A 23,254-nucleotide genomic window follows, 5' to 3' on the forward strand; every position below is an offset into this window, starting at 1 on the left:
CCGAAGCGGGGCTGTCTCGCGGGACCGGGCTTACTTGCTCGAGCCGCCGAAGTTCTTGAAGCGCTGGTTGAACTTCTCGACGCGACCGGCCGAGTCCATGATGCGCTGCTTGCCCGTGTAGAACGGGTGCGAGGCGGAGGAGATCTCGACGTCGATGACGGGATAGGTCTCTCCGTCGAGCTCGATCGTCTTGTCGCTCGACACCGTCGAACGGGTGAGGAAGGTCTCGCCGGAGCCGAGGTCGCGGAAAACGACCGCCTTGTACTCGGGGTGGATGTCAGTCTTCATGGGTTTCCTTACGTGGTGCCCTGGATTTTGCCAGGGCGAGGGAAGTCTGCGGTGCGAATGCACCAAGGGTCGATCATACCAGCAGCCCGCACCCGGCGGGAACGGGGATGTCTCAGGCGCCGCCGGTGGCCCGCGCGGCGAAGCGTCCGGCCTCCGACGTCAGGGCGATCGGCATGCCGAAGGTCGCCGACAGGTTCTCCTCGGTGAGCGTCTCCGCCAGCGGGCCGGCGGCGACCGCGGTCCCCTCGCGCAGCAGCAGCACGTGCGTGAACCCGACGGGGATCTCCTCGACGTGGTGGGTGACCATGACCATCGCGGGCGTCGTGGGCGCCAGGGCGTAGCCGCTGAGCAGCCCGAGCAGCTCCTCCCGGGCCCCGAGATCGAGGCTCGCCGTCGGCTCGTCGAGCAGCAGCAGCTCCGGATCGGTCATGACCGCGCGGGCGATCTGCACGCGCTTCTGCTCTCCGTCGGAGAGCGTGCCGAACGTGCGCTCGGCGAGATGCTCGAGCTTCCACTCCGCCAGCACGCGACGCGCGCGGCGCTCGTCGATGGTCTCGTACGTCTCGTTCCAGCGGCCCAGCACCGAGAACGCCGCGGTCAGCACGACATCCAGCACGGTCTCCTCGGGCGGCACGCGACGCGCCATCGCCGACGAGGCGAAGCCGATGCGCGGGCGCAGGTCGAACACATCGGTGCGGCCCAGGCGCTCGTCGAGGATGGTCACCTCGCCCGAGGTGGGGTGGATCAGCGTCGCCGCGAGCTGCAGGATGGTCGTCTTGCCGGCTCCGTTGGGCCCGAGCACCACCCAGCGCTGGTCGTCCGAGACCGCCCAGTCGATGTGATCGATGATGTTGCGGGCGTTGCGGCGGACGACGACATCGAGGAACTCGAGCACCTGGGGCATGCTCCCAGCCTATCGGGAGTGCCCTCGCCCGCCGGCGGCACGCGCCGGGTCTTCGCCTCAGCCGACGCGCCCCGACACCTCCCGGTACAGGGCCTCGGTCGCCTCGGCGATCGCCTGCCAGCTGAAGGCGCTCGCGGCACGCTCACGCCCGGCCGCCCCGTACGCGCGGGCACGCTCGGGGTCCGAGACGACCTCGGTGAGCACGTCCGCGAGGTCGGCCACGAAGCGCTCGGGATCCACCGGTGTGCCCGTCCCGTCCTGCACCTGCTCGATCGGCACGAGACGGCCCGTGACACCGTCCACCACGACCTCCGGGATGCCGCCGGTCGCGGTGCCGACCACGGCGGCTCCGCACGCCATCGCCTCCAGATTGACGATGCCCAGCGGCTCGTACACGCTCGGGCAGACGAAGGTCGTGGCCGACGTGAGGATCGCGCAGAGCTGATCGCGCTGCAGGAACTCGTCGATCCACACGACGCCGTCGCGCTGGGCCTGCAGCTCGCGGACGAGGCCCTCGACCTCGGCCATGATCTGGGGGGTGTCGGGTGCTCCCGCGCAGAGGACGATCTGCACGTCGGCGGGCAGGCGCGTGGCGGCGCGCAGGAAGTACGGCAGGCCCTTCTGGCGCGTGATGCGGCCGACGAACACGACCGAGGGCCGATTCGGGTCGATGCCGTAGCGCTCGAGGAGGGCGTCGTCCTGCTGCGGATGCCAGGCCTCCACGTCGATGCCGTTGTAGATGACGCGCACCTTGGCGGGGTCCAGCGCCGGGTAGCTGCGCAGGATGTCGCGACGCATGCCGTCGCTGACGGCGACCACGGCGGCGGCGTTCTCGTAGGCGGTCTTCTCGACGTAGCTCGACACCGCATAGCCCCCGCCCAGCTGCTCCGCCTTCCAGGGACGCAGCGGCTCGAGGGAGTGCGCCGTGATGACGTGCGGGATGCCGTGCAGCAGCGAGGCGATGTGTCCCGCGAAGTTGGCGTACCAGGTGTGGGAGTGGACGACGTCCGCCCCGGCGACGTCGCCGACGATCTCCAGGTCGGTTCCGAGCGTCTGCACCGCGGGGTTGGCCGCGGCCAGCTCGGCGGGCACGCCGTAGGCCGTCGTGTCCGCTTCGTCGCGGTCGGCGCCGAACGCCCGCACCTGCACCTCGACCCCCACGCGCAGGGCCTTGACCAGCTCGGTGACGTGGACCCCGGCTCCCCCGTAGATCTCCGGCGGGTACTCCTTGGTGACGATGTCGACGCGCATGTCACGAACGCTAGTACAAGGGCGAACGGGGGCCTAGTGTGGTGGCATGCCTGCAGCGCCGAAGGTCTTCGGAATCATCCTCGCCGGGGGCGAGGGAAAGCGCCTCATGCCTCTCACGGAGGACAGAGCCAAACCCGCGGTGCCGTTCGGCGGCCAGTACCGCCTGATCGACTTCGCCATCTCGAACCTCATCAACTCGGGTCTGCGGCAGATCGTCGTGCTCACGCAGTACAAGTCGCACAGCCTCGACCGCCACGTCTCCCAGACCTGGCGCATGTCGGCGCTGCTCAACTCGTACGTGGCCTCGGTGCCGGCCCAGCAGCGCCTCGGCAAGCGCTGGTTCTCCGGCTCGGCCGACGCCATCCTGCAGTCGCTGAACCTCATCCACGACGAGAAGCCCGACATCGTCGTGGTCATCGGCGCCGACCACGTGTACCGGATGGATTTCGAGCAGATGCTCGCGGCCCACATCGAGTCCGGCGCCAAGGCGACGGTCGCCGGCATCCGTCAGCCGATCGGGCTCGCCAACCAGTTCGGCGTCATCGACCTCGACCCGACGGACAACATCACGATCCGTGACTTCCTGGAGAAGCCCCAGAACCCCACGGGGCTCTCCGACGCCCCCCACGAGGTGCTCGCGTCGATGGGCAACTACATCTTCGACGCCGACGCGCTCATCGCGGCCGTCGAGGCGGACGGCGAGCTGCCCGGGTCGAACCACGACATGGGCGGCGACATCATCCCCTACTTCGTGGGGCGCGGTGAGGCCGCCGTGTACGACTTCAAGCGCAACGACGTCCCCGGCTCGACCGATCGCGATCGCGACTACTGGCGCGACGTGGGCACGATCGACTCGTTCTTCGATGCGCACATGGATCTCATCTCGACGCTGCCGATCTTCAACCTCTACAACGTCGACTGGCCGATCCACTCGCAGTCGGTGAACTCCCCGCCCGCCAAGTTCGTCCGCGACGGCGTCGGCCGCATGGGCAACGCGATCGACTCGATCGTCTCGCTCGGCTCCGTGCTCTCGGGGACGCACCTGGAACGCTCCGTCGTGGGTCCGTGGACGCTGTCGGGAGGGGGATCGACCATCACCGACTCGGTGCTGTTCGATCACGTCCAGGTCGGGGCGGGGGCGCGCGTGCATCGCGCGATCCTCGACAAGAACGTCGTGCTCGAGCCGGGCGCGACGGTCGGTGTCGACCGTGCGTTCGACCTCTCGCGCGGCTTCACGGTGACCGACAGCGGCATCACGGTGGTGGGCAAGAACGCGTACGTCGCCCGCTGACGGACCGCTAGGTTGGACGGGTGCCTGACGCCCGTTTCCTCGTCGTGTTCGACGCCGATTCCACCCTGCTGCGCAACGAGGTCATCGAGCTCATCGCCGACGAGGCGGGCCGCGGCGCCGAGGTGGCTGCCGCGACCGAGGCGGCGATGCGCGGCGAGGTCGACTTCGCGACGAGCCTGCGCTCGCGTGTGCAGGCGTTGCGCGGCGTGCCGCTGAGCGCCTTCGATCGGGTGCGGGCCCGGGTCGAGCCGACGGCGGGGGCCGCCGAGCTGGTCACGGCGATCCACCGGCGCGGCGGGCGGGCCGCGGTCGTGTCCGGCGGATTCCACGAGATCCTCGACAGCGTCGCCCCGGCGTTGGGGATCGACGTCTGGCGCGCCAATCGCCTCGCGGTCGACGGCGGGGCCCTTTCCGGGCTGGTCGACGGCGAGATCGTGGATGCCGCCGGCAAGGCGTCCGCGCTGCGCGAGTGGGCCGCGGCATCCGGTGTCGCCCTCCACCTCACGATCGCCGTCGGCGACGGCGCGAACGACCTGCAGATGATGGCGGCGGCGGGCCTCGGCGTCGCGTTCAACGCGAAGCCCGCCGTGCGGCGCCAGGCCGACCTCGTCGTCGGGCCCGTCGATCTGCGCGAGCTCATCCCTCTGCTGCCCTGACGCACCGCGGCGTCGGCCACGCCCGCACGGATGTCGGGGACCGGGCGTAGCGTGACCGCATGGACGTCATCATGATTCCCGGTCTCTGGCTCGACGCGTCGTCGTGGGACGACGTGCTGCCGCCGCTGCGCGCCGCGGGGCTGACCCCACGACCCCTGACCATGCCCGGACTCGGAGCCCCCGCCGCCGAGAGCGCCGACATCGGCATCGCCGACTGGGTGGCCGCGACCGTCGAGGCGATCGACGCGGCCGAGGGGCCCGTCGTCGTGGTCGGCCACAGCGGCGGCGGCAACGTCGCGTGGGGCGCGGCCGACGCACGTCCCGACCGGGTGGCGCGCGTCGTGCTGGTCGACACCGCGGTGCCCTACGACGGGGGCATGATCTCCGAGTTCGACCTCGTCGACGGCGTCGTGCCGTTCCCCGGCTGGGACTTCTTCGACGCCGACGACGTCGCCGATCTCGATGAGCAGACGCGGGCGCGGACCGCTCCCCTCACCCACGACGTGCCGGCGCGGGTTCCCACCGACGCCATCGCGCTGCACGACGAACGCCGCTACCGCGTCCCCGTCACCGTGCTGTCCGGTTCACTCGGCGACGAGGAGTTCCGCGGTTTTCTGGCGCAGTGGGGCCGGTACGCCGACGAGTTCTCGGCCATCGACGACACCGAGATCGTGCGCCTGGGCAGTGGTCACTGGCCCCAGTTCTCCCAGCCGCAGCACCTCGGCGAGGCGATCGTCGCCGCCATCTCGCGCTGAGGTTCCACCGACCCTCGAGCGAACGGCGCTCCCGCGAGTCGAAACGCGCTCCCGGTCAGTGGCCCATGCCCAGGCCGCCGTCGACGGGGATCACCGCACCGGAGATGTAGCCGGCATCCTCCGAGGCGAGCCACGTCACCACACCGGCGACCTCCTCCGGCGTCGCGAACCGGCCCGCGGGGATGTTCCGCTTGTACTCGGCCTGCGTGTCCTCGGGCAGTTCGGCGGTCATGTCGGTCTCGATGAAGCCCGGGGCGACCACGTTGGCCGTGATGCCGCGGCCGCCGAGCTCGCGCGTCAGCGAGCGCGCGAAGCCGACCAGCGCCGCCTTCGACGACGAGTAGTTGATCTGTCCGGGCGAGCCGTAGAGCCCCACGACGCTGGAGATGAGGATGACGCGTCCCCACTTGGCCCGCAGCATCCCCTTGGAGGCGCGCTTGACGACGCGGAAGGTGCCGCCCAGGTTGGTCGCGACGACCGAGTCGAAGTCGTCCTCGGTCATGCGCAGCAGGAGGGTGTCCTTGGTGATGCCCGCGTTGGCGACGACGATCTCCACCGGGCCCAGCTCCCGCTCGACCTCCGCGAAGGCGGCGTCGAGGGCGGCGGCGTCGGTGACGTCGGCGCGCACCGTCAGCGTGCCCTCGGGGCCTTCCCCGGAGCGCGCCGTGACCGCCGTGCGGTAGCCCTCGGCGACGAAGCGGGCGGCGATCGCGCGGCCGATGCCGCGGTTTCCACCGGTGACGAGGACGACGCGGTCGTGCGACATGGGGGCTCCGTTCGCTGGGGATGTGACCGCCTCAGCCTAGTCGGCGCACGCCCGCTCCTCCCCCGCGGCGACGGCTCCCGATAGGCTGACATCGCGAGACAGGAGAGATCATGACCGATGCGACGAACCCTCAGTCCCCGGATGCCGCGGCCACCCCGCCGGTGACGCCGCCCGCTCCCGCCTCCGCGCAGCCGGCGGCCCCGTACACGCCTCCGCCCGCGGCGGCTCCGGCGCCGAGCTATCAGCCGCCCGCCTACCAGCCCCCGACCTACCCGGCCGCACCGCCCGCCTACGGCGCGACCACCGGCGCTCCGATGCAGCCGGCTCCCGGCGCCCCGCCCGTCTACGGCGCCGCCGCGCCCTACTACGGCGCCCCCGCACCGAAGACCAACGTGCTCGCGATCATCTCGATGATCGCCGCGATCCTCGGCTTCGTCTGGATCCTGCCCTTCATCGGCTCCCTCGGCGGCGCCATCATGGGGCACATCTCCCTCAACCAGATCAAGAAGACGGGCGAGGGCGGTCGCGGCATGGCCCTGGCCGGCGTGATCGTGGGGTGGATCGGGGTGGCGATCGCCGTCATCGGCATCGCCTTCTTCCTCTTCTTCGTGATCCTCGGGGCGACCGCGGGCACGCGCTACAGCTCGTACTGACGAGGGCCGCGCGCCGCCGATCGGCGTAGGCTGAGGGGACCGTGAAAAGCTCTCGTCCCCAGTCCGCCACCTCGTTGCCGCGCGCTCCGCGCGACGACGCGAGCGCGCGGATGACGAAGTACTTCACGATGATGGTGATCCGTGTCGCGTGCTTCGTGCTGATGGTCGCCGTCACCCCCTACGGGTGGTACACCTGGCTCTTCGGCGCGGGCGCGATGTTCCTGCCCTACTTCGCCGTCGTGATCGCGAACGTGGCCGCCGGTCCCGCCGAGCGGGCGATCCCGCCCGAGCGCGCGATCGAGTCGCCCGCCCCGCCGCCCGCCTCGGCGCAGCCGACATCTCCGGCCGCGCCGACCGTCATCCGCATCACCGAGTCGCCCGCACCTCCGACGACATCGACGGATCCGACGTGAGCGCCGCGATCTGCTCGCGCGCGGGCTGCCGCTCCGACGCCCGCTGGCAGGTGGTGTGGCGCAATCCCCGCATCCACACCGCCGACCGGCGCAAGACGTGGGCCGCGTGCGACGAGCACGTCGCCTACCTGCGCGACTACCTCGCCGCCCGCGACTTCCCCGTTGACGTGATCGCCTGGGAGACGGAGACCACCGCATGAGCCCGCGCACCGCCCGACAGTCCACCGCGCTGCGCTGGGCAGGCTACGTCGCGATCGCGATGGTGTTCGCGATCGTGTGCGCCTTCCTGTCGAACTGGCAGTTCACGCGCAACGCCGACCGCAGCCGCCAGCTCGCGCTCGTCGCCGCGAACTACGACGCCGCCCCGGTGCCGTTGCGCGAACTCATCGGCCCCGACGGCGCGTTCGATCCGGACGACCAGTGGCATCCGGTGTCGCTCACCGGCGAATACCTCACCGACCAGACGCTGCTGGCCCGCAACCGGGCGCACGGCGGTACGAGCGCGTTCGAGGTGCTCGTGCCCTTCCGCACCGTCGACGGCGATGTCTTCCTCGTCGATCGCGGCTGGCTGGCCCCGGGATCGGCGCAGCCGGAGCCCGACGCCATCCCCGCACCGCCGTCCGGTCAGGTGGAGGTGGTCGTGCGCCTCAAGCCGGGCGAAGCGCTGCCGAACTCGGGACGGTCGGCCCCGGACGGCCAGGTGCCGACGATCAACCTGCCGCTGGTGGCCGAGACGACGGGGCAGGCGGGACTGGTCACGAGCGCGTACGGCCTCCTCGTGTCCGAAGAGCCGTCCGTCGCCGACGTGCCCAACGCGCTCGAATCGCCCTCCGACGATCCCGGACCCTACCTGTCGTACGCGATCCAGTGGATCCTCTTCGCCGTGATGGGCTTCGTGTTCATCTGGTACATGATCCGCACCGAGATCCGCCACCGCCGTGAGGACGCCGAGGATGCCGCGGCCGACGAGGCGAACGGCGCCGGTGGGAGCGGTGCGGCCGGTGGGAGCGGTGGCCCCGACGGGCCGGACGCGCCTCGCGCCCCCGCGCCCGCGGATTCCGCTGCGGCACGCCGTCGGCGGCGCCGGGAGCAGCGTCCGCGCGACCGCGACATGCAGGAAGAGGACGCCCTCCTCGACGAGCTCACCTCCCGCTGACGCGTCCCGCGCGCGGCGGGCGTCAGGCGAGGGTGATCAGGTCGACGTAGTCGCGGCCCCAGATGTCCTCGACACCGTCGGGGAGGATGAGGACGCGCTCGGGGTTGAGCGCCTGCACCGCACCCTCGTCGTGCGAGACCAGCACCACGGCGCCCTCGTAATGCGCCAGCGCACCGAGGATCTCCTCGCGTGAGGCGGGATCGAGGTTGTTCGTCGGCTCGTCGAGCAGCAGCATGTTCGCGGAGGAGACCACGAGCGTCGCCAGCGACAGCCGCGTCTTCTCTCCACCGGAGAGGACTCCGGCGGGCTTGAGCACGTCATCTCCCGTGAACAGGAACGATCCCAGCACCTTGCGGGCCTCGGTCGCGTTGATGTCGGGCGCGGCGGACATCATGTTGTCCAGCACGGAGCGGTCGACGTCGAGGTTCTCGTGCTCCTGCGCGTAGTACCCGATCTTCAAGCCGTGGCCCGGTTCGATGACACCCGTGTCCGCCTTGTCGACGCCGGCGAGGATGCGCAGCAGGGTGGTCTTGCCGGCACCGTTCAGCCCCAGCACCACCACCTTGGATCCGCGGTCGATCGCGAGGTCGACATCAGTGAAGATCTCCAGCGAGCCGTACGACTTCGACAGGTTCTTCGCCATGAGCGGCGTCTTGCCGCAGGGCGCGGGCTTCGGGAAGCGCAGCTTCGCGACGCGGTCCTCCTGGCGGGCCTCCTCGAGGCCGGACAGCATCTTCTCCGCACGGGCGACCATCTGGTGCGCCGCGGCGGCCTTCGACGCCTTCGCACCGAAGCGCGCGGCCTGCAGCTGCAGCGCCGTGGCCTTCTTCTCGATGTTGGCGCGCTCCTTCTTGCGGCGCTCCTCGTCGGCCACCCGCTGGCGCAGGTAGTTCTTCCAGTTCATGTTGTAGACGTCGATGACCTGGCGCATGGCGTCGAGGTAGAAGACGCGGTTGACCGTCTCCCCCACGAGCTCGACGTCGTGGCTGATGACGATCAGGCCGCCCTTGTAGTTCTTGAGGAACTCGCGCAGCCACACGACGCTGTCGGCGTCGAGGTGGTTGGTGGGCTCGTCGAGGATCATCGTCTGCGCGTCGGAGAACAGGATGCGGGCGAGCTCGATGCGACGGCGCTGACCGCCGGACAGCGTCTTGAGCGGCTGGTCGAGGATGCGGTCGGGAAGCGACAGGTTGTGGGCGATGGATGCCGCCTCGGACTCGGCCGCGTAGCCACCCAGAGCTTCGAAGCGCTCCATGAGGTTGCCGTAGCGACGCATCGCCTTGGCGGCCACCTTCTCATCGGCATCCCCCATCTGCAGGGACGACTCCTGCATCTGCAGGGCGAGCGTCCCGAGACCGCGGGCGTCCAGAATGCGGGTTCGCGCGAGCATCTCGGGGTCGCCGGAGCGCGGGTCCTGAGGCAGGTAGCCGAGCTCGCCGGAGCGTTCGACGCTGCCGTCGGCCGGGAGGAGGTCGCCCGCGAGCACCTTCGTCAGCGTCGTCTTGCCGGCGCCGTTGCGACCGACCAGACCGATCTTGTCGCCGTCCGACACGCGGAACGACACCTCCGACATGAGCGTTCGAGCGCCCACGCGGATCTCGAGATCGTGCACGGCCAGCACAGCAGACGTCCATTCTTCAGTGAGGGAGAGCGACCCGGAGGCGGGCCAGCCTCCCAGTCTACCGTCGCGACGGGTACGCTCCGCCCGGCGGTGTCTCCATCCCGTCTCCGACGACCCGGGACGGTGCCAGACTCGATCGCATGCGTGTGCGCCCGTTCGCCGATGACGACCTGTCGCTGCCCTTCTGGGTGACGATCGTCGTCGATCCGGCATCGAGACGCCGCGGCTACGGAACGGCGACCTACGCGTGGACCCACGCCGAGTGGTCACCGGTCGCGTCGGACATCGCCACAGCGCTCTCGGAAGACCTCGAGGACGAGCTCGACCTCGAGGCCAGCAGCGCCGCCATCGTCGACGGCGACATCGTCGCCCTCTCGCTCGTGTATCGCGACTCCACTCCCCCGATCCTCACCGCGGAGACGACGTCCCGGGCCGCGTCGGACGGCGAGAGGCTGGTCGAAGCGAGCGTCCGACGCTCGCTGGACGTCCTCGCGGGTCGCGGCATCGATCTCGTCACGTTCGACGGACACGTCACCGACCCGCACTTCCTCCCCGTGTGGGCCCGGCTCGCTCCGGCCGGACGATGGTTCCGGTTGGTGGAGATTCCTCCCGCAGGCGGTGGTGGCTGACTCGGCTCGCCTGCTGTTGTCCCTCAGCGACAACGAAACCGCGCCTCTTCCATCGATGTCGGCCAGGTGCCGGGAATGGTGACGCCCTAGGCTGAGCCGTGACCCGTCCGCCTCTCGAAGGAGACCGCATGTCCCTCGCCGCCGCCGGCCGCCGCCCCGTCCTCGCCGACCTCATCGCCCGCCCGACCGATCGCGCGCGGGCCGTCGCCCTCGACGCCGCCCTCGTGCTCGCCGGCGCGGCCTTCGTCGCGATCCTGGCGCAGGTCGAGGTTCCGCTCTGGCCCGTGCCGATCACCGGTCAGACCCTCGCCGTGGTCGTCGTCGGCGCGGCACTGGGCGCGCGCCGCGGCGCCGCCGCCCTCGCGACCTACCTGGTGGCGGGACTGGCCGGCCTCCCCGTCTTCGCCGGCTTCACGGGAACGATCGCCGCCGTCGCCAAGCCGAGCTTCGGCTTCATCATCGGCTTCGTGTTCGCCGCCTACGTCGCGGGCTGGTTCGCCGAGCGCGCGTGGGACCGCAAGCCCGTGCTCGCTTTCGTCGGCTTCGTCGCCGCCAGCATCGTCCCCTTCCTGTTCGGCGTGCCGTACATGGCGTTCATCCTGAACACGGTGCTCGGGATGGACCTCGGCGTGCAGGAGATCCTTGCGGCCGGCGTCACGCCGTTCATCGTCGGCGGCATCGTCAAAGCCGCGCTCGCGGCCCTCCTGATCCCCGCCGCCTGGGCCGGCGTGCGAGCGATCGAGCGCAACGCGCGACGCTGACACCCGCGCGAACGAGGAAGGCCCCGACCATGCCGGTCGGGGCCTTCCTCTCTTTCAGGCGACGAGCTCAGCCCTTGGCCGTGGCGACGGCCGCGGCGAGCTTCTCGGTCAGCGTCGGCAGCGCCCAGGGCAGGGTCAGCGCGGTCGGCGACACAGCTGCGACGTTCTCCGCGCCCACCATCGCCGCGACGGCGCCCTTCTGCACCGCCGGAATGAGCGACGCCCGCGACGAGCCGAGGAACTCGTCGAGAGTGGCCTGGTCCTCGGCCTGGGTGAACAGCACCTGGGAGTCGATCTTGTCGAGGTTCTCCTGGCTCACGGTCGTGTAGAACGTGCCCTCGCCCGTGTCGAGAGCCGACACGCTGGGCGGCGAGACGAAGCCCAGGTCCTCGAGGATCTCCACCCGCGGATCGGAGGGCAGATAGAGGTAGAACGTGTCGACGTCATCGTCCACGTAGGCGATGGTCGTGCCCGCGAACTCGGGGTGGGCCGCCGCGGCATCCGCGACCTGGGCATCGAGGCTCGCCAGCAGCGCGCTCGCCTCGGTGCTCATCCCGAGGGCCTTGCCCGTGATCGTGACGACATCGCGCCAGGGGGTGGTCCACGGCGCGTCCGGATAGGCGACGACGGGGATGCCGGCGGCCGTCACGGCGTCGTACTCCTTCTGCGTGAGCCCGGAGTACGGGGCGAGCAGGACGTCGGGGTTCGTCTTCAGGAGCGCCTCGACCGGGATCTCGTTCGCGCTCGCGTCGAGGATCTCGGGCTTGGTGCCGCCGAGCTTGTCGACGGCCTCGGCGATCCACGGCGGCATCTTGTCGTCGCCGCCGGAGTAGGTGTCCGCCGGGATCGCGACCGGCTGGATGCCGAGGGCGAGCACCGCGTCGGTGGCACCCCATCCCCACGTCGCGATGCGTTCCGGCTTCTTCTCGATCGTCGTGGATCCCAGCGCGGAGTCGATGGTGACGGGGAATCCGTCGCTCGCGGCGGCGGCGGAGTCTGTCGGAGCGCTCGCCGTTCCGGCGGCGCAGCCCGACAGCAGGAGCGCTGTCGCGGTGACGATCGTGGCAAGGCCGAGGGCCGTGCAGAGTCTTCTCATGGGGGTTCCTCTCTCAGGGACGTTCTGACGGTGCGGCATCCGCGGCGACGGGTGCGCCGGAGGCCGCGGGGACGGGGATGATGAGCGGGGTGGCGGTGAGCGGGTCGGGCATCACGAGCGCGCGCAGGCCGAAGGCGGTCTGCACGACCTCCGCGGTCAGCACGTCCGCGGGGGTGCCGTGCGCGACCACCGCGCCGTCGTGCATCACGACGAGCTCGTCGGCGTAGCGTGCGGCGAGGTTGAGATCGTGCAGGACGGCCACGACGGTCGTGCCGCGGCTGCGGTTGAGCTCCCGGAGCAGGTCGAGCACGTCGAGCTGGTGGCTGAGGTCGAGGAACGTGGTCGGCTCGTCCAGGAGGAGGATGCGGGGGTCCTGCGCGAGCGCCATCGCGATCCACACACGCTGGCGCTGACCGCCGGAGAGGTCTCCGACCGGTCGCGCCGCGAGGTCGGTCACCCCCGTCCACGCCATCGCCTCATCGACGCGGGCGGAGTCCTCGGCGCTCCACCGCGCGAGCAGTCCGCGATGCGGGTGGCGTCCGCGACCGACGAGCTCCGACACCGTCACACCGTCCGGAGCGGTCGGATGCTGCGGAAGGAGTCCGACCGTCTGCGCGAACCGGCGACGAGGCACGGAGCGCACGTCGACGTCGTCCACCTCGACCCGACCGGCGAGCGGCGTGTGGAGACGGGCCAGGGTTCCCAGGAGGGTCGACTTGCCCGACGCGTTCGCCCCGATGATCATCGTGATCCGACCGGGAGCGATCTCGAGGTCGAGGCCGTCGATCACGCGCCGACCGGGGTATCCGGCGGCGAGGCCGCGAGCGGCGAGGCGGGGAGAGGCGGATGCCGGGATCACAGCTGCCGTCCTTTCGAGGTGGCGAGGAGCCAGAGGAGGAAGAGGGCGCCGACCGCACCGGTCACGATGCCGACGGGGAGCGACATGCCGGGGATCGCGAACTGCGCGACGAGGTCCGCCGCCAGCAGCAGCACGGCGCCGACCACACCGCTGGTGACCACGCCGACCGCGCCGTGACGCAACAGGGCGCGCGCGATCGCCGGGGCGCACAGCGCGATGAACGAGATCGGACCGACGAAGGCGGAGGTCGCGGCCGTCAGCAGCACCGCTGCAGCCACCACGACGATGCGGACGGCCCCGCTGGCGACGCCGAGGCCGTTCGCGGTCTCGTGTCCGAGCTGCGTGATCGGAAGCCACCGGCCCGCGACCACGAGCGCGGGGACGAGCAGGATCAGGATGGCGCCCACCGTCGCCACCTGCCACCAGGGCGTGGAGGCCAGGCTGCCGGTCAGCCACAGCAGGGCGAGCCGCGCCTCCTCGACCTTCGCGCGCACCATCATCAGGTTGATGAGGGCGGCCGAGAGGAACGAGATGCCGATACCGGCCAGGATCAGGCGGAATCCTCCGTCGCGCAGGGTGCGTCCCGCGACGAGGAGGAGCGCGGCGACCGCGATCCCGCCCGCGAACGCGAAGGCGACCAGCACGGGACCGGTGGTGCCGAAGACGAGGATCGCGGTGACCGCGGCCACGCCGCTGCCGCCGGAGATGCCGAGCAGGTCAGGGCTGGCGAGCGGATTGCCGAGGTAGGTCTGCAGGAGGGCCCCCGCGACCCCGAGCGCCGCGCCGGCGACGACCGCCATGGCGGCGCGCGGCGCGCGCACCTGGAACACGACGTACTGCTCGATGCGCGTTCCGGAGCCGGTCAGCGTCTGCCACAGCCGGTCGGGGGCCAGCGGGTAGTCGCCCACCGACAGGGCGATGGCGATGACGACGACCGCGACGAGCGCGAGGACACCGACGACCCGCATCCGCCGTCGGGCGGCGGTGCGGCGCACGGCGAGCGACGCGCTCACAGGGCGCTCCGGCGGGGCTGGAGGACGAGTGCGATGAGCAGCGGAGCGCCGATGACGGCCACCACGATGCCGGCTTGCACCTCGCCCGGCAGCGCGACGACGCGTCCGACGATGTCGGCCAGGAGCAGGATGGCCGCGCCGTACGGGATCGCGAGGGCGAGCAGGCGGCCGTAGCTGCCGCCGACGAGCGGGCGCAGCGCATGCGGGACGAGCAGCCCGAGGAACACGATCGGTCCGGCGATGGCGGTCGCTCCCCCGCACAGCAGCACGGTCGCCAGGATGCCGAGGGCACGGCTGCGGGTGACGTCGTGTCCGAGGCCCGCCGCCGCTTCCGGGCCGAGAGCGATGAGGTCGAGGCCGCGCGCCGCAGCGAGGGCGAGGACGGCCCCGACCAGGATCGCCGGGAGGACCAGGAGCACGGCGTCGAGCCCGCGGGCGGTCAGACCACCCACCGACCAGTAGCGGTAGACGTCGAGCGCGTAGACGTTCGTGTTGAGGATGAGGAAGGTCACGGCGGTGAGTCCGGCCGTGACGGCGGCGCCGGTCAGCGCGAGCCTCGCCGGGCTCGACGCATCCGGCCCGCGGCCGCCGATCGCGGTGACCACCAGGGCGGCCAGAGCGGCCCCGACGAACGCGAACCAGACGAACCCGTCCGGACGCGACAGCCCGAACAGCGTGATCGCACCGAGGACCGCGACCGAGGCCCCGGCGTTGATGCCGAGCAGACCGGGGTCGGCGAAGGGGTTGCGGGTGAGCCCCTGCATCACGGTGCCCGCGAGCGCCAGCGCGGCGCCGGCGCAGACGCCGATGATCGTGCGCGGGATCCGCTGCGTGAGGACCACGACCTGATCGGCGTCGGCGGTGCCTCCCCCGACGAGGGCCTGCCACACCGCGGCAGGCGCGATCGGACGGGCGCCCACCGTCAACGAGAGGATCACGAGCACGGCCAGCAGGGCGGCACCGATCACCGCGACGACGAGGGTGCGTCGCGGTCGTCGCGGCGCGGTCATTCGACGCGCTCGGCCTGGCCGAGGCGCCAGTAGCCCATGAAGGCGACCCGCTTGCGGTCGACGCCGCAGCCGGAGACGAGCAGCCGGCGCAGCGTCTTGACCGTGCCCGCCTCGCCCGCGATCCAGGAGTAGAACTCGCCGTCGCCGTCTTCCGGGCTGTCCCAGAGCAGATCGCGATCCACATCGATGTCGTCGAGCACCTGCGGCCGCGGCGAGGCGGCGCGCGCCAGCACGTCGCCGTGCGCGGCGGTCCAGGTCGTGATCGCATCGATGAGCGCGAGACCGTGGGCGCGGTCGCCGCGGGCGATCCAGCTCAGCCGCGTCGCGGAGGTCGCCGGCAGCGCGGGGCGCAGGGCGTCCTCCGCCGTGGGCACCTCGATGAACGCGTCGACCTCGCAGCGCGGGTCGAGCGACTCCAGGATGCCGCAGATGGCCGGCGCCGCGGTCTCGTCGCCGGCGAGAAGGAGCCGGCGCGCCGATCCGGGGTGCCAGTCGATGCCGACCCGTGACTGGGGACTGCGCTCGTCCGGACCGACGATGATCAGCTCGTCGCCGATGCGAGCACCGTCCGCCCAGGCCCCGGCCGGGCCGGCATCGTGGTGGATGACGAAGTCGACGTCCAGCTCCCGCGCCGCGGCATCCACACGGCGCACGGTGTAGGTACGGAACGGATTGCGCTGATCGGCGGGCAGCGCGCGCCACCGGTCGTACCAGTCCCCCGCCTCCTCGTCCTGGCCAAGGTCGGCGAAGCCACCCGGGATGCCGGGGAGCGGCAGCACGATCTTGATGCGCTGGTCGAGTCCGGCGGTGCCGAACCATTCCAGCTGCGGACTCGTGAACGTCACGCGCACGTAGTGCGGGGCGAGTCTGCGGACGGCCTGCACGCGGACGGAATACGGGCGGTACGCAGGGCGGACGGCGGTCGGGGCGGCAGACACCCTCTAAGGGTAGCCTTACCTTCCGGCGTTGTCACACCGGCCCGGGTCAGCGCGTCGTCAGGGCACCGATCCGCTCGACGGCGGCGGTGAGCACCTCGGGCGCGCAGCCGAAGTTGATGCGCACCCACCCGTCCCCCTGGCGCCCGAACTGCGGGCCGTGATGGAGCGCGACTCGCGCCTCCGCCAAGATGCGCGCCGCGGGATCCTCGCCCCACCCGTAGGCGCCGAGATCGACCCACGCGAGGTATCCCGCCTCCGGCACCCGGTAGCGCGCGGCCGGCAGCTGCTGGGCCAGCAGGTCGGCGAGAAGGCGGCGGTTGAGGTCCAGCCGCGTGCGCAGGCCGTCCAGCCAGCCGTCGGATGCCGCGTCGAACGCGGCGATGCTCGCGATCGCGCCGAACAGGCCCGTGCGCCACTCGACCTCGGCGGGCAGGCCGGCGACCACGGCCGCGGTCCGCGCGTCCGCCGTGATCATCAGTGCGCACTTGAGGCCGGCGAGGTTGAACGCCTTGGACGAGCTCGTGACCGTGTAGCCGACCGCCGCCGCCGTCTCCGACGCGGCGAGGAACGGCGTGTAGGGCACCTCGTCGTAGGTCAGCGGCGCGTGGATCTCGTCGCTGATCACCACGGCATCGTGACGGGCGACGACCTCCGCGAGCGCTGCGAGGTCGGCGGCGCGGTGAACGGTCCCCGTCGGATTGTGCGGGTTGCACAGCAGCACGGCGCGGGCACCGGCGGCGAGGGCCGCCTCGATCCCGTCGAGGTCGAGCTCCCACCCGGCCCCCGTGTCGGTCAGCGGCACCGCCTCGACGCGGCATCCCGCCTCTTCGACGCACATCGCGAACGGCGGGTAGACCGGCGGCGTGATCACCACCGCATCGCCCGGAGACGTGACGGCGCGGATGATCTCGACCACGCCCATCATGACGTCGCCGGTGGAGCGCACGCGGGCGGGGTCCACGTCCCAGCCGAACCGCCGCCGCGCGAACGCCGCGAACGCATCCCGCAGACCGAGGTCGGGCGGCGTGTACCCGGTGTCGCCGAGTTCCACGGCCGTCGCCAGGGCCCGCGTGATCGGGGCGGCGAGCGGGAAGTCCGTCTCCGCGACGAAGAGCGGCAGCACATCGGCGCCGAAGGTGCGCCATTTCGTGCTGGACCGGCGTCGCAACGTCTCCAACGGCAGGGCCTCGAGGGGAAGGGTGCTCACCCGTCGAGCCTATCGAGGCGCGGCGCCGCGGCCGGTGCCCGACGTCACGACATGACGCTCAGATCGCGAAGCCGAGGGCCCGCATCATGTCGCGGCCGTCGTCCGTGATCCGCTCGGGGCCCCACGGCGGCATCCACACCCAGTTGATGCGGAACCGTTCGACGACCTCGTCCAGGGCCTGCGCGGTCTGCTCCTCGAGCACGTCGGTGAGCGGACAGCCGGCCGAGGTCAGCGTCATGTGGATGACGAGCGCGTCGTTCTCCTCGTCCCAGCTGAGGTCGTAGATGAGTCCGAGGTCGACGACGTTGATCCCGAGCTCGGGATCCATCACGTCCTTGAGGGCCTCGGTGACCTCGTCGTACTTCTCGGGGTTGAGCGTCGCGGTCATGCCTTCGATCCTAGGCCTCGACGACGTCGGAGGGCTCGAGGTAGCGGTCGTAGCCCTCGTCCTCGAGACGCTCGGCGAGCTCGGGGCCGCCCTCCTCCGCGACGCGGCCCTTGACGAGCACGTGCACGTAGTCCGGCGTGATGTAGCGGAGGATGCGGGTGTAGTGCGTGATCAGCAGAACGCCCAGGTCGGTCGCCTCCTTGGCGCGGTTCACGCCCTCCGAGACGATCTTGAGCGCGTCGACGTCGAGGCCCGAGTCGGTCTCGTCGAGCACCGCGATGGCGGGCTTGAGCAGCTCGAGCTGGAGGATCTCGTGACGCTTCTTCTCGCCGCCCGAGAAGCCCTCGTTGACGTTGCGCGCCGCGAACTTCGGGTCCATGCGGAGGTTCTTCATGGCCGCCTTGACGTCCTTGGTCCACGTGCGGATCGCCGGGGCCTCGCCGTCGATCGCCGTCTTGGCGGTGCGCAGGAAGTTCGTGACGGTGACGCCCGGGATCTCGACCGGGTACTGCATCGCCAGGAAGAGGCCGGCACGCGCGCGCTCGTCGACCGACATCGCGAGGACGTCTTCGCCGTCGAGGGTGATCGTGCCCTGCGTGACGGTGTACTTCGGGTGCCCGGCGATCGTGTACGCCAGCGTCGACTTGCCCGAGCCGTTGGGGCCCATGATCGCGTGGGTCTCGCCGGTGCGGACGGTGAGGTCGACGCCGTTGAGGATCGGGGTCTGGCCCGCGTCGGTCTCGACCGTCACGTGGAGGTCGCGGATCTCGAGAACAGCCATGTCAATTACCTTCTTCAGTTCACTTCTTTGAGGACGGTGGGATCGATGAGGACGTCGTCCCCGTCGATCGTGACCGCATAGACGGGCACCGGCTCGTAGGCCGGGAGGTTCAGGGGCCGGCCGGTGCGCAGCGAGAACGCCGAGCCGTGGGCCCAGCACTCGAGCGTGTCGCCCTCGACGAAGCCGTCCGACAGCGAGATGTCGCCGTGCGTGCAGGTGTCGCCGATGGCGTGCACCTCGCCGTTGGAGTCGAGGACGACCGCCATCGGCACACCGTCGATCTCGACGCGCACGGCCGTGTCCTGCTCGAGGTCGCTCAGGTTCAGCACTTTCTGCGCGGTCACTCGGCCGCTCCCTCGGCGTCCGACGCGAGGGCGAGCTCGTCCTCGATGGCGGCGATCAGCTCGTCCTGGAGGTCGGCGACGTCGATCTTCTGGACGATCTCGGCGAGGAAGCCGAGCACGACCAGACGCCGCGCCTCCTCCTCGGCGATGCCGCGGGCCTGCAGGTAGAACAGCTGCTCGTCGTCGAACCGCCCGGTGGCGCTCGCGTGACCGGCGCCGCGGATGTCGCCCGTCTCGATCTCGAGGTTCGGGATCGAGTCGGCCCGCGCCCCGTCGGTGAGCACGAGGTTGCGGTTCGCCTCGTAGGAGTCGGTGCCCACGGCATCCGGCCCGATGAGCACGTCGCCGATCCAGACGCTGCGCGCGGACTCGCCCTGCAGCGCGCCCTTGTACAGCACGTCACCGACGGTCTGCGGGCCCTTGTGGTGCAGGTAGACCTGGCTCTCGAGGTGCTGGCCCGCGTCGGAGAACGCGAGGCCGTACAGCTTGCCCTCGGCGCCCGCACCCGCGAGCTCGACCGAGGGGTTCACGCGGACCACGCGTCCGCCGAGGCTCACCACGACGTGCGTGAGCGTGGCGTCGCGGTCGACGCGCGCCTGGTGCGACGCGAGATGGATCGCATCGTCGTCCCAGCGCTGCACGGACACGACGGTCAGCGCGGCGCCGTCGCGGACGATGATCTCGACGTTCTGGGCCTGCTGGGCGCTGCCCTCGTGACGCAGCACGACGGTGGCGCGCGACTGGGCCTGCGCTTCGATGACGACGTGCGCGTGGGCGACGCCGCCGCGGCCGGTGAGTCGCACGAGCACCGGCTCGTCGAGCTCGACGCCCGCGGGGATGCGGATGAGGGGCGCGTCGGCCTCCTGCGTCCAGGCGATCGCGCTCACGCGATCCTCGGGACGGAACACCTCGCCGCGCGGAGCCTCACCGATCGCGAGACGCGACTGGTGGACGGCGTCGGGCGCGCTCACCTCGACGCCGATGACGTCGTGCGGGGCGGGCTCGTCGCGCAGCAGGTCGCCCAGGAGGGCCACCGGTGTGTGCTTCCAGTTCACCTCGCGTCCCGTCGGCATGCCGAAGTCGGCGGGGTCGAACGAGGTCGGTCGCTCCGACCGGGTCTGCACCGGCACCACCTTGGAGACCAGCGAGGCCGCAGGGTCGATGTGACCCTCCGCCCGGGTGCTCGCATCGGCGGGGGTCTGCGTCACTGTCGTCATCAGCCGACGGATCCTTCCATGCCCATCTCGATGAGCTTGTTCAGCTCGAGGGCGTACTCCATGGGCAGCTCACGCGCGATCGGCTCGATGAACCCGCGCACGATCATCGCCATCGCCTCGTCCTCGGGCATGCCGCGGCTCATCAGGTAGAACAGCTGCTCCTCGCTCACCTTCGACACGGTCGCCTCGTGACCGAGCTGGACGTCGTCCACGCGGATGTCGATGGCGGGGTACGTGTCGGAGCGGGAGATCGTGTCGACCAGGAGCGCGTCGCAGCGCACGGTGTTGGCGGAGTGGTGCGCCTCCGGCGACACCCGCACCTCGCCGCGGTAGCCGGCGCGGCCGCCGCCGCGCGCGATCGACTTCGAGACGATCGAAGACTGCGTGTACGGCGCCATGTGGATCATCTTGGCGCCGGCGTCCTGGTGCTGACCGGGGCCCGCGAAGGCGACCGACAGGGTCTCGCCCTTGGCGTGCTCGCCCATGAGGTAGATCGACGGGTACTTCATCGTCACCTTGGAGCCGATGTTGCCGTCGATCCACTCCATCGTCGCGCCCTCGTGGGCGATGGCCCGCTTGGTGACGAGGTTGTAGACGTTGTTCGACCAGTTCTGGATCGTGGTGTAGCGAACGCGCGCATTCTTCTTCACGATGATCTCGACGACCGCCGAGTGCAGCGAGTCGCTCTTGTAGATCGGCGCGGTGCAGCCTTCGATGTAGTGGACGTAGCTGTCCTCGTCGGCGATGATGAGCGTCCGCTCGAACTGGCCCATGTTCTCGGTGTTGATGCGGAAGTACGCCTGCAGCGGGATCTCCACGTGCACGCCCTTCGGCACGTACACGAACGATCCCCCCGACCACACGGCCGTGTTGAGGGCGGCGAACTTGTTGTCGCCGGCGGGGATCACGGTGCCGAAGTACTCCTGGAAGAACTCCGGGTGCTCGCGCAGGGCCGTGTCGGTGTCCATGAAGATGACGCCCTGGGCCTCGAGGTCCTCACGGATCTGGTGGTACACGACCTCGGACTCGTACTGCGCGGCGACGCCGGCGACCAGTCGCTGGCGCTCCGCCTCGGGGATGCCGAGCTTCTCGTACGTCTCACGGATCTCCGCGGGGAGGTCTTCCCAGGACTGCGCCTGCTTCTCGGTGGAGCGCACGAAGTACTTGATGTTGTCGAAGTCGATGTCCGACAGGTCGGCGCCCCAGGTGGGCATCGGTTTGCGGCCGAAGAGCTGATACCCCTTCAGACGGGTCTTCAGCATCCACTCCGGCTCGTCCTTGAGGGCCGAGATCCCCCGGACCACGTCCTCGTTGATGCCGCGCTGCGCGACGGCGCCCGCGGCGTCGGTGTCGTGCCAGCCGAACTCGTAGACGCCGAGCCCCTCGAGTTCGGGGCGGTCGATGAGCACATCCGACATGGGTTTGCCTCCTTCGTGCCCGGCGGTGTCATCCGCTCCGGCATTCCTGCGCCTGCGCCTGTCTCACGATCGGAGTGTCGTGGGCGAAGGTCGGATGCCGCTTTCAGGGCCGTTTTCGTGTCGTTTTCTCCGACGTGGTCTGCGTCGGGGCCCGCACCTCGCGCGCCTAGACTGTAGGGGGCGTGACGCGCTTCGCGCGCCGCTGTTCCCACCCCTTCAGTCTACAGGCAACACCCCGACACGGGCGTGGCCGGCGCCCGTTCGGGCACGCATCCGGGAGGCGACCCCACCATGTCCGCACCGCAGACCTCCGCTCCTGACGCCCCGACGACCGCGAGCGGTTCGGGCTCCGGCCGCTCGCTGGCCTCGCGCCTTCCCGCGCGTGTCGGACGCAGCACCCGTGTCCTGGCTTGGCTCGTCCTCGTCAGCAACGTCGTCATCGTCGGCACCGGTGGCCTCGTGCGGCTCACCGGCTCGGGGATGGGATGCGAGACGTGGCCGTACTGCACCCCCGAGTCGCTGGTGCCGACGCAGGAGCTCGGCATCCACGGCCTCATCGAGTTCGGCAACCGCACCCTCACCGGCGTGCTGGTGATCGTGGCCCTCCTCGCCTTCCTCTCCGTCGTGCGCCTCTGGCGCACCCGTCCCGAGCTGCCCCGCCTCACGCTCGCCATCGGCATCGGCATCATCCTGCAGGCCGTCATCGGCGGCATCACCGTGTGGCTGCACCTGCACCCGAGCATCGTGGGCCTGCACTACCTGCTGTCGGCGGCCCTGGTGGCGATCGCGGCCGCGTACGTGGTCCGCGTGTACGCGACACCCGGGCCGCGGGAGCGCGCGGTCCCCCGGGGCTACGCGATCCTCACCCACGTCACCAGCGCGGTCGTGCTGATCACGGTCGTGATCGGCATCCTCTTGACCGGCTCGGGACCGCACGCGGGCGACGACGCGGCCGCCCGCAACGGTCTGGACCCGATCTTCTGGCAGCACGTGCACAGCTGGCCCGCCTACACCCTGTTCGCGCTGACGATCGTGCTCTTCGCCTGGTCCTTCCGGATGCCGGGCGTCCTGCGGCTGCCGCTGTGGACGGGGCTGCTGCTGGGTGTGGAGCTCGTGCAGATCGCGATCGGGCTCTGGCAGGCCCGCACGGGTCTGCCGATCGTGCTGGTCAACATCCACATGGTGCTCGCCGTCTGCCTCGTGGCGGCGATGACGGCCGTGGTGCTGCACCTGAAGGCTCCCCGTGCCATGCTGGCTGACGGCGTGCGGTCCACAGCGACCTCATAGCCCGCGCATCACTCCTCCCCTGGTGGTTCGCAGATAGTCGATCTGTCGCCGCGCGTGCGGTGACGTGACAGAAGGAGCTTTCCCATGCCCAACACCGCCCGTGTGAACCGCAGCATCCCGTTCTGGGTGCTCGTGGGCGGTTCGGTCGTCGCCATCGGCGGCGGCGTGTACCTGCTCGTCGACAAGCTCACGATCATGGCGAACACCCTCACCGACGGCACCGCCACCGGCGTCGAGGTCTACGCCGGTCAGATCTGGGCCGTGCTCGGCGCGATCCTCATCGGCGCCGGACTCATCGGACTCGCGCTGGCCCTCACGCTCGGCACGCTGGGCGCTCTCGTGCGTCGCACCGAGATCGAGCCCGTCGTCGCCGCCGAAGAGATCGAGGTCGTCGAGGTCGTCGAGTCCGTCCCCGCGACGGAGACGGTCGCCTCCGCGCCCGCCGAGACCGTCGACGCCGGTACCGACCGCCCCGCGGTCTGATCCGCCCGCACCGCGTCATCGAGAAGGCGCCGGCACCCCACGGGGGCCGGCGCCTTCTCGCGTGTGCTC

General features: G+C 70.8%; 27 protein-coding genes. 11 read left to right on the plus strand and 16 right to left on the minus strand.

Translation table 11 applies throughout. The features are described from left to right. Positions 1–30: 30 nt before the first annotated feature. The 3 genes from AC1Q49_RS00635 to glgA form a co-directional block, all read right to left on the minus strand. Positions 31–288, minus strand: coding sequence for a type B 50S ribosomal protein L31 (locus AC1Q49_RS00635; RefSeq protein WP_060958672.1), 258 nt, complete (start codon positions 286–288; stop codon positions 31–33). A 112-nt stretch (positions 289–400) separates the two neighbouring features. Continuing rightward, positions 401–1,192 (minus strand): ABC transporter ATP-binding protein, encoded by a 792-nt coding sequence (locus AC1Q49_RS00640; RefSeq protein ID WP_060958673.1) that lies wholly within the window; start codon positions 1,190–1,192, stop codon positions 401–403. Between the two features lie 57 nt (positions 1,193–1,249). Continuing rightward, positions 1,250–2,443, minus strand: coding sequence for a glycogen synthase (glgA, locus tag AC1Q49_RS00645; RefSeq protein ID WP_060958674.1), 1,194 nt, complete (start codon positions 2,441–2,443; stop codon positions 1,250–1,252). A gap of 46 nt (positions 2,444–2,489) precedes the next feature. On the opposite strand from glgA, the gene glgC reads away from it, so the two are divergent. The 3 genes from glgC to AC1Q49_RS00660 are packed head-to-tail and all read left to right on the plus strand — an operon-like array spanning position 2,490 to position 5,145. Continuing rightward, the gene (glgC, locus tag AC1Q49_RS00650; protein WP_060958675.1) at positions 2,490–3,734 is read left to right on the plus strand and encodes a glucose-1-phosphate adenylyltransferase; all 1,245 of its coding nucleotides are present in this window, start codon (positions 2,490–2,492) and stop codon (positions 3,732–3,734) included. Between the two features lie 20 nt (positions 3,735–3,754). Then, complete coding sequence (gene serB / locus AC1Q49_RS00655) at positions 3,755–4,390, plus strand: phosphoserine phosphatase SerB (RefSeq protein ID WP_492490656.1); 636 nt, start codon at positions 3,755–3,757, stop codon at positions 4,388–4,390. A 59-nt stretch (positions 4,391–4,449) separates the two neighbouring features. Beyond that, positions 4,450–5,145, plus strand: coding sequence for an alpha/beta fold hydrolase (locus tag AC1Q49_RS00660; protein WP_061781725.1), 696 nt, complete (start codon positions 4,450–4,452; stop codon positions 5,143–5,145). 55 nt (positions 5,146–5,200) lie between these two features. Here the strand turns inward: AC1Q49_RS00660 and fabG are convergent, their stop codons facing one another. Continuing rightward, a complete protein-coding gene (gene fabG / locus AC1Q49_RS00665; RefSeq protein ID WP_492490657.1) occupies positions 5,201–5,911 on the minus strand; it encodes a 3-oxoacyl-ACP reductase FabG in 711 nt (236 codons plus the stop codon). 110 nt (positions 5,912–6,021) lie between these two features. Between fabG and AC1Q49_RS00670 the strand changes: the two genes are divergently transcribed. The 4 genes from AC1Q49_RS00670 to AC1Q49_RS00685 are packed head-to-tail and all read left to right on the plus strand — an operon-like array spanning position 6,022 to position 8,133. Next, complete coding sequence (locus AC1Q49_RS00670; RefSeq protein ID WP_492490658.1) at positions 6,022–6,564, plus strand: DUF4190 domain-containing protein; 543 nt, start codon at positions 6,022–6,024, stop codon at positions 6,562–6,564. 41 nt (positions 6,565–6,605) lie between these two features. Beyond that, positions 6,606–6,977 carry a DUF3099 domain-containing protein gene (locus tag AC1Q49_RS00675; RefSeq protein WP_101306441.1) on the plus strand — a complete coding sequence of 124 codons (372 nt, stop codon included), beginning with the start codon at positions 6,606–6,608 and terminating at the stop codon, positions 6,975–6,977. Beyond that, on the plus strand, positions 6,974–7,177 hold the full coding sequence (locus AC1Q49_RS00680) for a hypothetical protein (RefSeq protein ID WP_492490659.1): 204 nt from the start codon (positions 6,974–6,976) through the stop codon (positions 7,175–7,177). The genes AC1Q49_RS00675 and AC1Q49_RS00680 overlap by 4 nt, the downstream gene beginning before the upstream one ends. Then, positions 7,174–8,133 carry an SURF1 family cytochrome oxidase biogenesis protein gene (locus AC1Q49_RS00685; RefSeq protein ID WP_492490660.1) on the plus strand — a complete coding sequence of 320 codons (960 nt, stop codon included), beginning with the start codon at positions 7,174–7,176 and terminating at the stop codon, positions 8,131–8,133. Before AC1Q49_RS00680 ends, AC1Q49_RS00685 begins: the two co-directional genes overlap by 4 nt. 22 nt (positions 8,134–8,155) lie before the next feature. Here the strand turns inward: AC1Q49_RS00685 and AC1Q49_RS00690 are convergent, their stop codons facing one another. After that, entirely contained in the window at positions 8,156–9,754 is a 1,599-nt protein-coding gene (locus AC1Q49_RS00690) for an ABC-F family ATP-binding cassette domain-containing protein (protein WP_060958682.1), read from the minus strand. Positions 9,755–9,894: 140 nt separating this feature from the next. Between AC1Q49_RS00690 and AC1Q49_RS00695 the strand changes: the two genes are divergently transcribed. After that, positions 9,895–10,383, plus strand: coding sequence for a hypothetical protein (locus AC1Q49_RS00695; RefSeq protein WP_492490661.1), 489 nt, complete (start codon positions 9,895–9,897; stop codon positions 10,381–10,383). Between the two features lie 128 nt (positions 10,384–10,511). Beyond that, on the plus strand, positions 10,512–11,144 hold the full coding sequence (locus AC1Q49_RS00700; protein ID WP_191009702.1) for a biotin transporter BioY: 633 nt from the start codon (positions 10,512–10,514) through the stop codon (positions 11,142–11,144). A 67-nt stretch (positions 11,145–11,211) separates the two neighbouring features. Here the strand turns inward: AC1Q49_RS00700 and AC1Q49_RS00705 are convergent, their stop codons facing one another. From AC1Q49_RS00705 to sufB, 11 genes are read right to left on the minus strand one after another with little or no spacing between them, the layout of a single operon-like run. Next, positions 11,212–12,240, minus strand: a complete 1,029-nt coding sequence (locus AC1Q49_RS00705) for an ABC transporter substrate-binding protein (RefSeq protein ID WP_492490662.1) — start codon at positions 12,238–12,240, stop codon at positions 11,212–11,214. A 13-nt stretch (positions 12,241–12,253) separates the two neighbouring features. Beyond that, positions 12,254–13,099: an ABC transporter ATP-binding protein gene (locus AC1Q49_RS00710; RefSeq protein WP_101306446.1), complete on the minus strand. Its 846-nt coding sequence runs from the start codon at positions 13,097–13,099 to the stop codon at positions 12,254–12,256. Next, entirely contained in the window at positions 13,096–14,112 is a 1,017-nt protein-coding gene (locus tag AC1Q49_RS00715) for a FecCD family ABC transporter permease (protein ID WP_492490663.1), read from the minus strand. The genes AC1Q49_RS00710 and AC1Q49_RS00715 overlap by 4 nt, the downstream gene beginning before the upstream one ends. After that, complete coding sequence (locus tag AC1Q49_RS00720; protein ID WP_191008668.1) at positions 14,109–15,122, minus strand: FecCD family ABC transporter permease; 1,014 nt, start codon at positions 15,120–15,122, stop codon at positions 14,109–14,111. Before AC1Q49_RS00720 ends, AC1Q49_RS00715 begins: the two co-directional genes overlap by 4 nt. Continuing rightward, positions 15,119–16,060, minus strand: a complete 942-nt coding sequence (locus AC1Q49_RS00725) for a siderophore-interacting protein (protein WP_101306448.1) — start codon at positions 16,058–16,060, stop codon at positions 15,119–15,121. Before AC1Q49_RS00725 ends, AC1Q49_RS00720 begins: the two co-directional genes overlap by 4 nt. Positions 16,061–16,106: 46 nt before the next feature. Further along, positions 16,107–17,267, minus strand: a complete 1,161-nt coding sequence (locus tag AC1Q49_RS00730; RefSeq protein ID WP_101306449.1) for a MalY/PatB family protein — start codon at positions 17,265–17,267, stop codon at positions 16,107–16,109. Positions 17,268–17,325: 58 nt separating this feature from the next. Beyond that, positions 17,326–17,655 carry a metal-sulfur cluster assembly factor gene (locus AC1Q49_RS00735; RefSeq protein ID WP_060958690.1) on the minus strand — a complete coding sequence of 110 codons (330 nt, stop codon included), beginning with the start codon at positions 17,653–17,655 and terminating at the stop codon, positions 17,326–17,328. Between the two features lie 10 nt (positions 17,656–17,665). Next, positions 17,666–18,436, minus strand: coding sequence for a Fe-S cluster assembly ATPase SufC (sufC, locus tag AC1Q49_RS00740; protein ID WP_101306450.1), 771 nt, complete (start codon positions 18,434–18,436; stop codon positions 17,666–17,668). Positions 18,437–18,450: 14 nt separating this feature from the next. Further along, entirely contained in the window at positions 18,451–18,780 is a 330-nt protein-coding gene (locus AC1Q49_RS00745) for a non-heme iron oxygenase ferredoxin subunit (protein ID WP_060958692.1), read from the minus strand. After that, on the minus strand, positions 18,777–19,997 hold the full coding sequence (gene sufD / locus AC1Q49_RS00750) for a Fe-S cluster assembly protein SufD (RefSeq protein ID WP_101306451.1): 1,221 nt from the start codon (positions 19,995–19,997) through the stop codon (positions 18,777–18,779). The genes AC1Q49_RS00745 and sufD overlap by 4 nt, the downstream gene beginning before the upstream one ends. Beyond that, positions 19,997–21,415, minus strand: a complete 1,419-nt coding sequence (sufB, locus tag AC1Q49_RS00755; RefSeq protein WP_060958694.1) for a Fe-S cluster assembly protein SufB — start codon at positions 21,413–21,415, stop codon at positions 19,997–19,999. Before sufB ends, sufD begins: the two co-directional genes overlap by 1 nt. Before the next feature lie 291 nt (positions 21,416–21,706). Here sufB and AC1Q49_RS00760 point away from each other — a divergent pair, with 291 nt between their 5' ends. Both AC1Q49_RS00760 and AC1Q49_RS00765 read left to right on the plus strand, forming a co-directional pair. Continuing rightward, positions 21,707–22,702 (plus strand): COX15/CtaA family protein, encoded by a 996-nt coding sequence (locus AC1Q49_RS00760; RefSeq protein WP_492490664.1) that lies wholly within the window; start codon positions 21,707–21,709, stop codon positions 22,700–22,702. Positions 22,703–22,786: 84 nt separating this feature from the next. Next, positions 22,787–23,185, plus strand: a complete 399-nt coding sequence (locus AC1Q49_RS00765; RefSeq protein WP_492490665.1) for a dinucleotide-utilizing enzyme — start codon at positions 22,787–22,789, stop codon at positions 23,183–23,185. Positions 23,186–23,254: the final 69 nt, after the last annotated feature.

Source organism: Microbacterium sp. MPR-TSA4, assembly GCF_058792815.1.

Coding starts and splice junctions, on each gene's coding strand:
- AC1Q49_RS00635 (WP_060958672.1), bottom strand. CDS start 288: ATGAAGACTGACATCCACCCCGAGTACAAGGCGGTCGTTTTCCGCGAC.
- AC1Q49_RS00640 (WP_060958673.1), bottom strand. CDS start 1,192: ATGCCCCAGGTGCTCGAGTTCCTCGATGTCGTCGTCCGCCGCAACGCC.
- glgA (WP_060958674.1), bottom strand. CDS start 2,443: ATGCGCGTCGACATCGTCACCAAGGAGTACCCGCCGGAGATCTACGGG.
- glgC (WP_060958675.1), top strand. CDS start 2,490: ATGCCTGCAGCGCCGAAGGTCTTCGGAATCATCCTCGCCGGGGGCGAG.
- AC1Q49_RS00660 (WP_061781725.1), top strand. CDS start 4,450: ATGGACGTCATCATGATTCCCGGTCTCTGGCTCGACGCGTCGTCGTGG.
- fabG (WP_492490657.1), bottom strand. CDS start 5,911: ATGTCGCACGACCGCGTCGTCCTCGTCACCGGTGGAAACCGCGGCATC.
- AC1Q49_RS00670 (WP_492490658.1), top strand. CDS start 6,022: ATGACCGATGCGACGAACCCTCAGTCCCCGGATGCCGCGGCCACCCCG.
- AC1Q49_RS00685 (WP_492490660.1), top strand. CDS start 7,174: ATGAGCCCGCGCACCGCCCGACAGTCCACCGCGCTGCGCTGGGCAGGC.
- AC1Q49_RS00695 (WP_492490661.1), top strand. CDS start 9,895: ATGCGTGTGCGCCCGTTCGCCGATGACGACCTGTCGCTGCCCTTCTGG.
- AC1Q49_RS00700 (WP_191009702.1), top strand. CDS start 10,512: ATGTCCCTCGCCGCCGCCGGCCGCCGCCCCGTCCTCGCCGACCTCATC.
- AC1Q49_RS00705 (WP_492490662.1), bottom strand. CDS start 12,240: ATGAGAAGACTCTGCACGGCCCTCGGCCTTGCCACGATCGTCACCGCG.
- AC1Q49_RS00720 (WP_191008668.1), bottom strand. CDS start 15,122: ATGACCGCGCCGCGACGACCGCGACGCACCCTCGTCGTCGCGGTGATC.
- AC1Q49_RS00735 (WP_060958690.1), bottom strand. CDS start 17,655: ATGACCGCGACGCTCAACCCCGAGAAGTACGACGAGGTCACCGAGGCC.
- sufC (WP_101306450.1), bottom strand. CDS start 18,436: ATGGCTGTTCTCGAGATCCGCGACCTCCACGTGACGGTCGAGACCGAC.
- sufD (WP_101306451.1), bottom strand. CDS start 19,997: ATGACGACAGTGACGCAGACCCCCGCCGATGCGAGCACCCGGGCGGAG.
- sufB (WP_060958694.1), bottom strand. CDS start 21,415: ATGTCGGATGTGCTCATCGACCGCCCCGAACTCGAGGGGCTCGGCGTC.
- AC1Q49_RS00760 (WP_492490664.1), top strand. CDS start 21,707: ATGTCCGCACCGCAGACCTCCGCTCCTGACGCCCCGACGACCGCGAGC.
- AC1Q49_RS00765 (WP_492490665.1), top strand. CDS start 22,787: ATGCCCAACACCGCCCGTGTGAACCGCAGCATCCCGTTCTGGGTGCTC.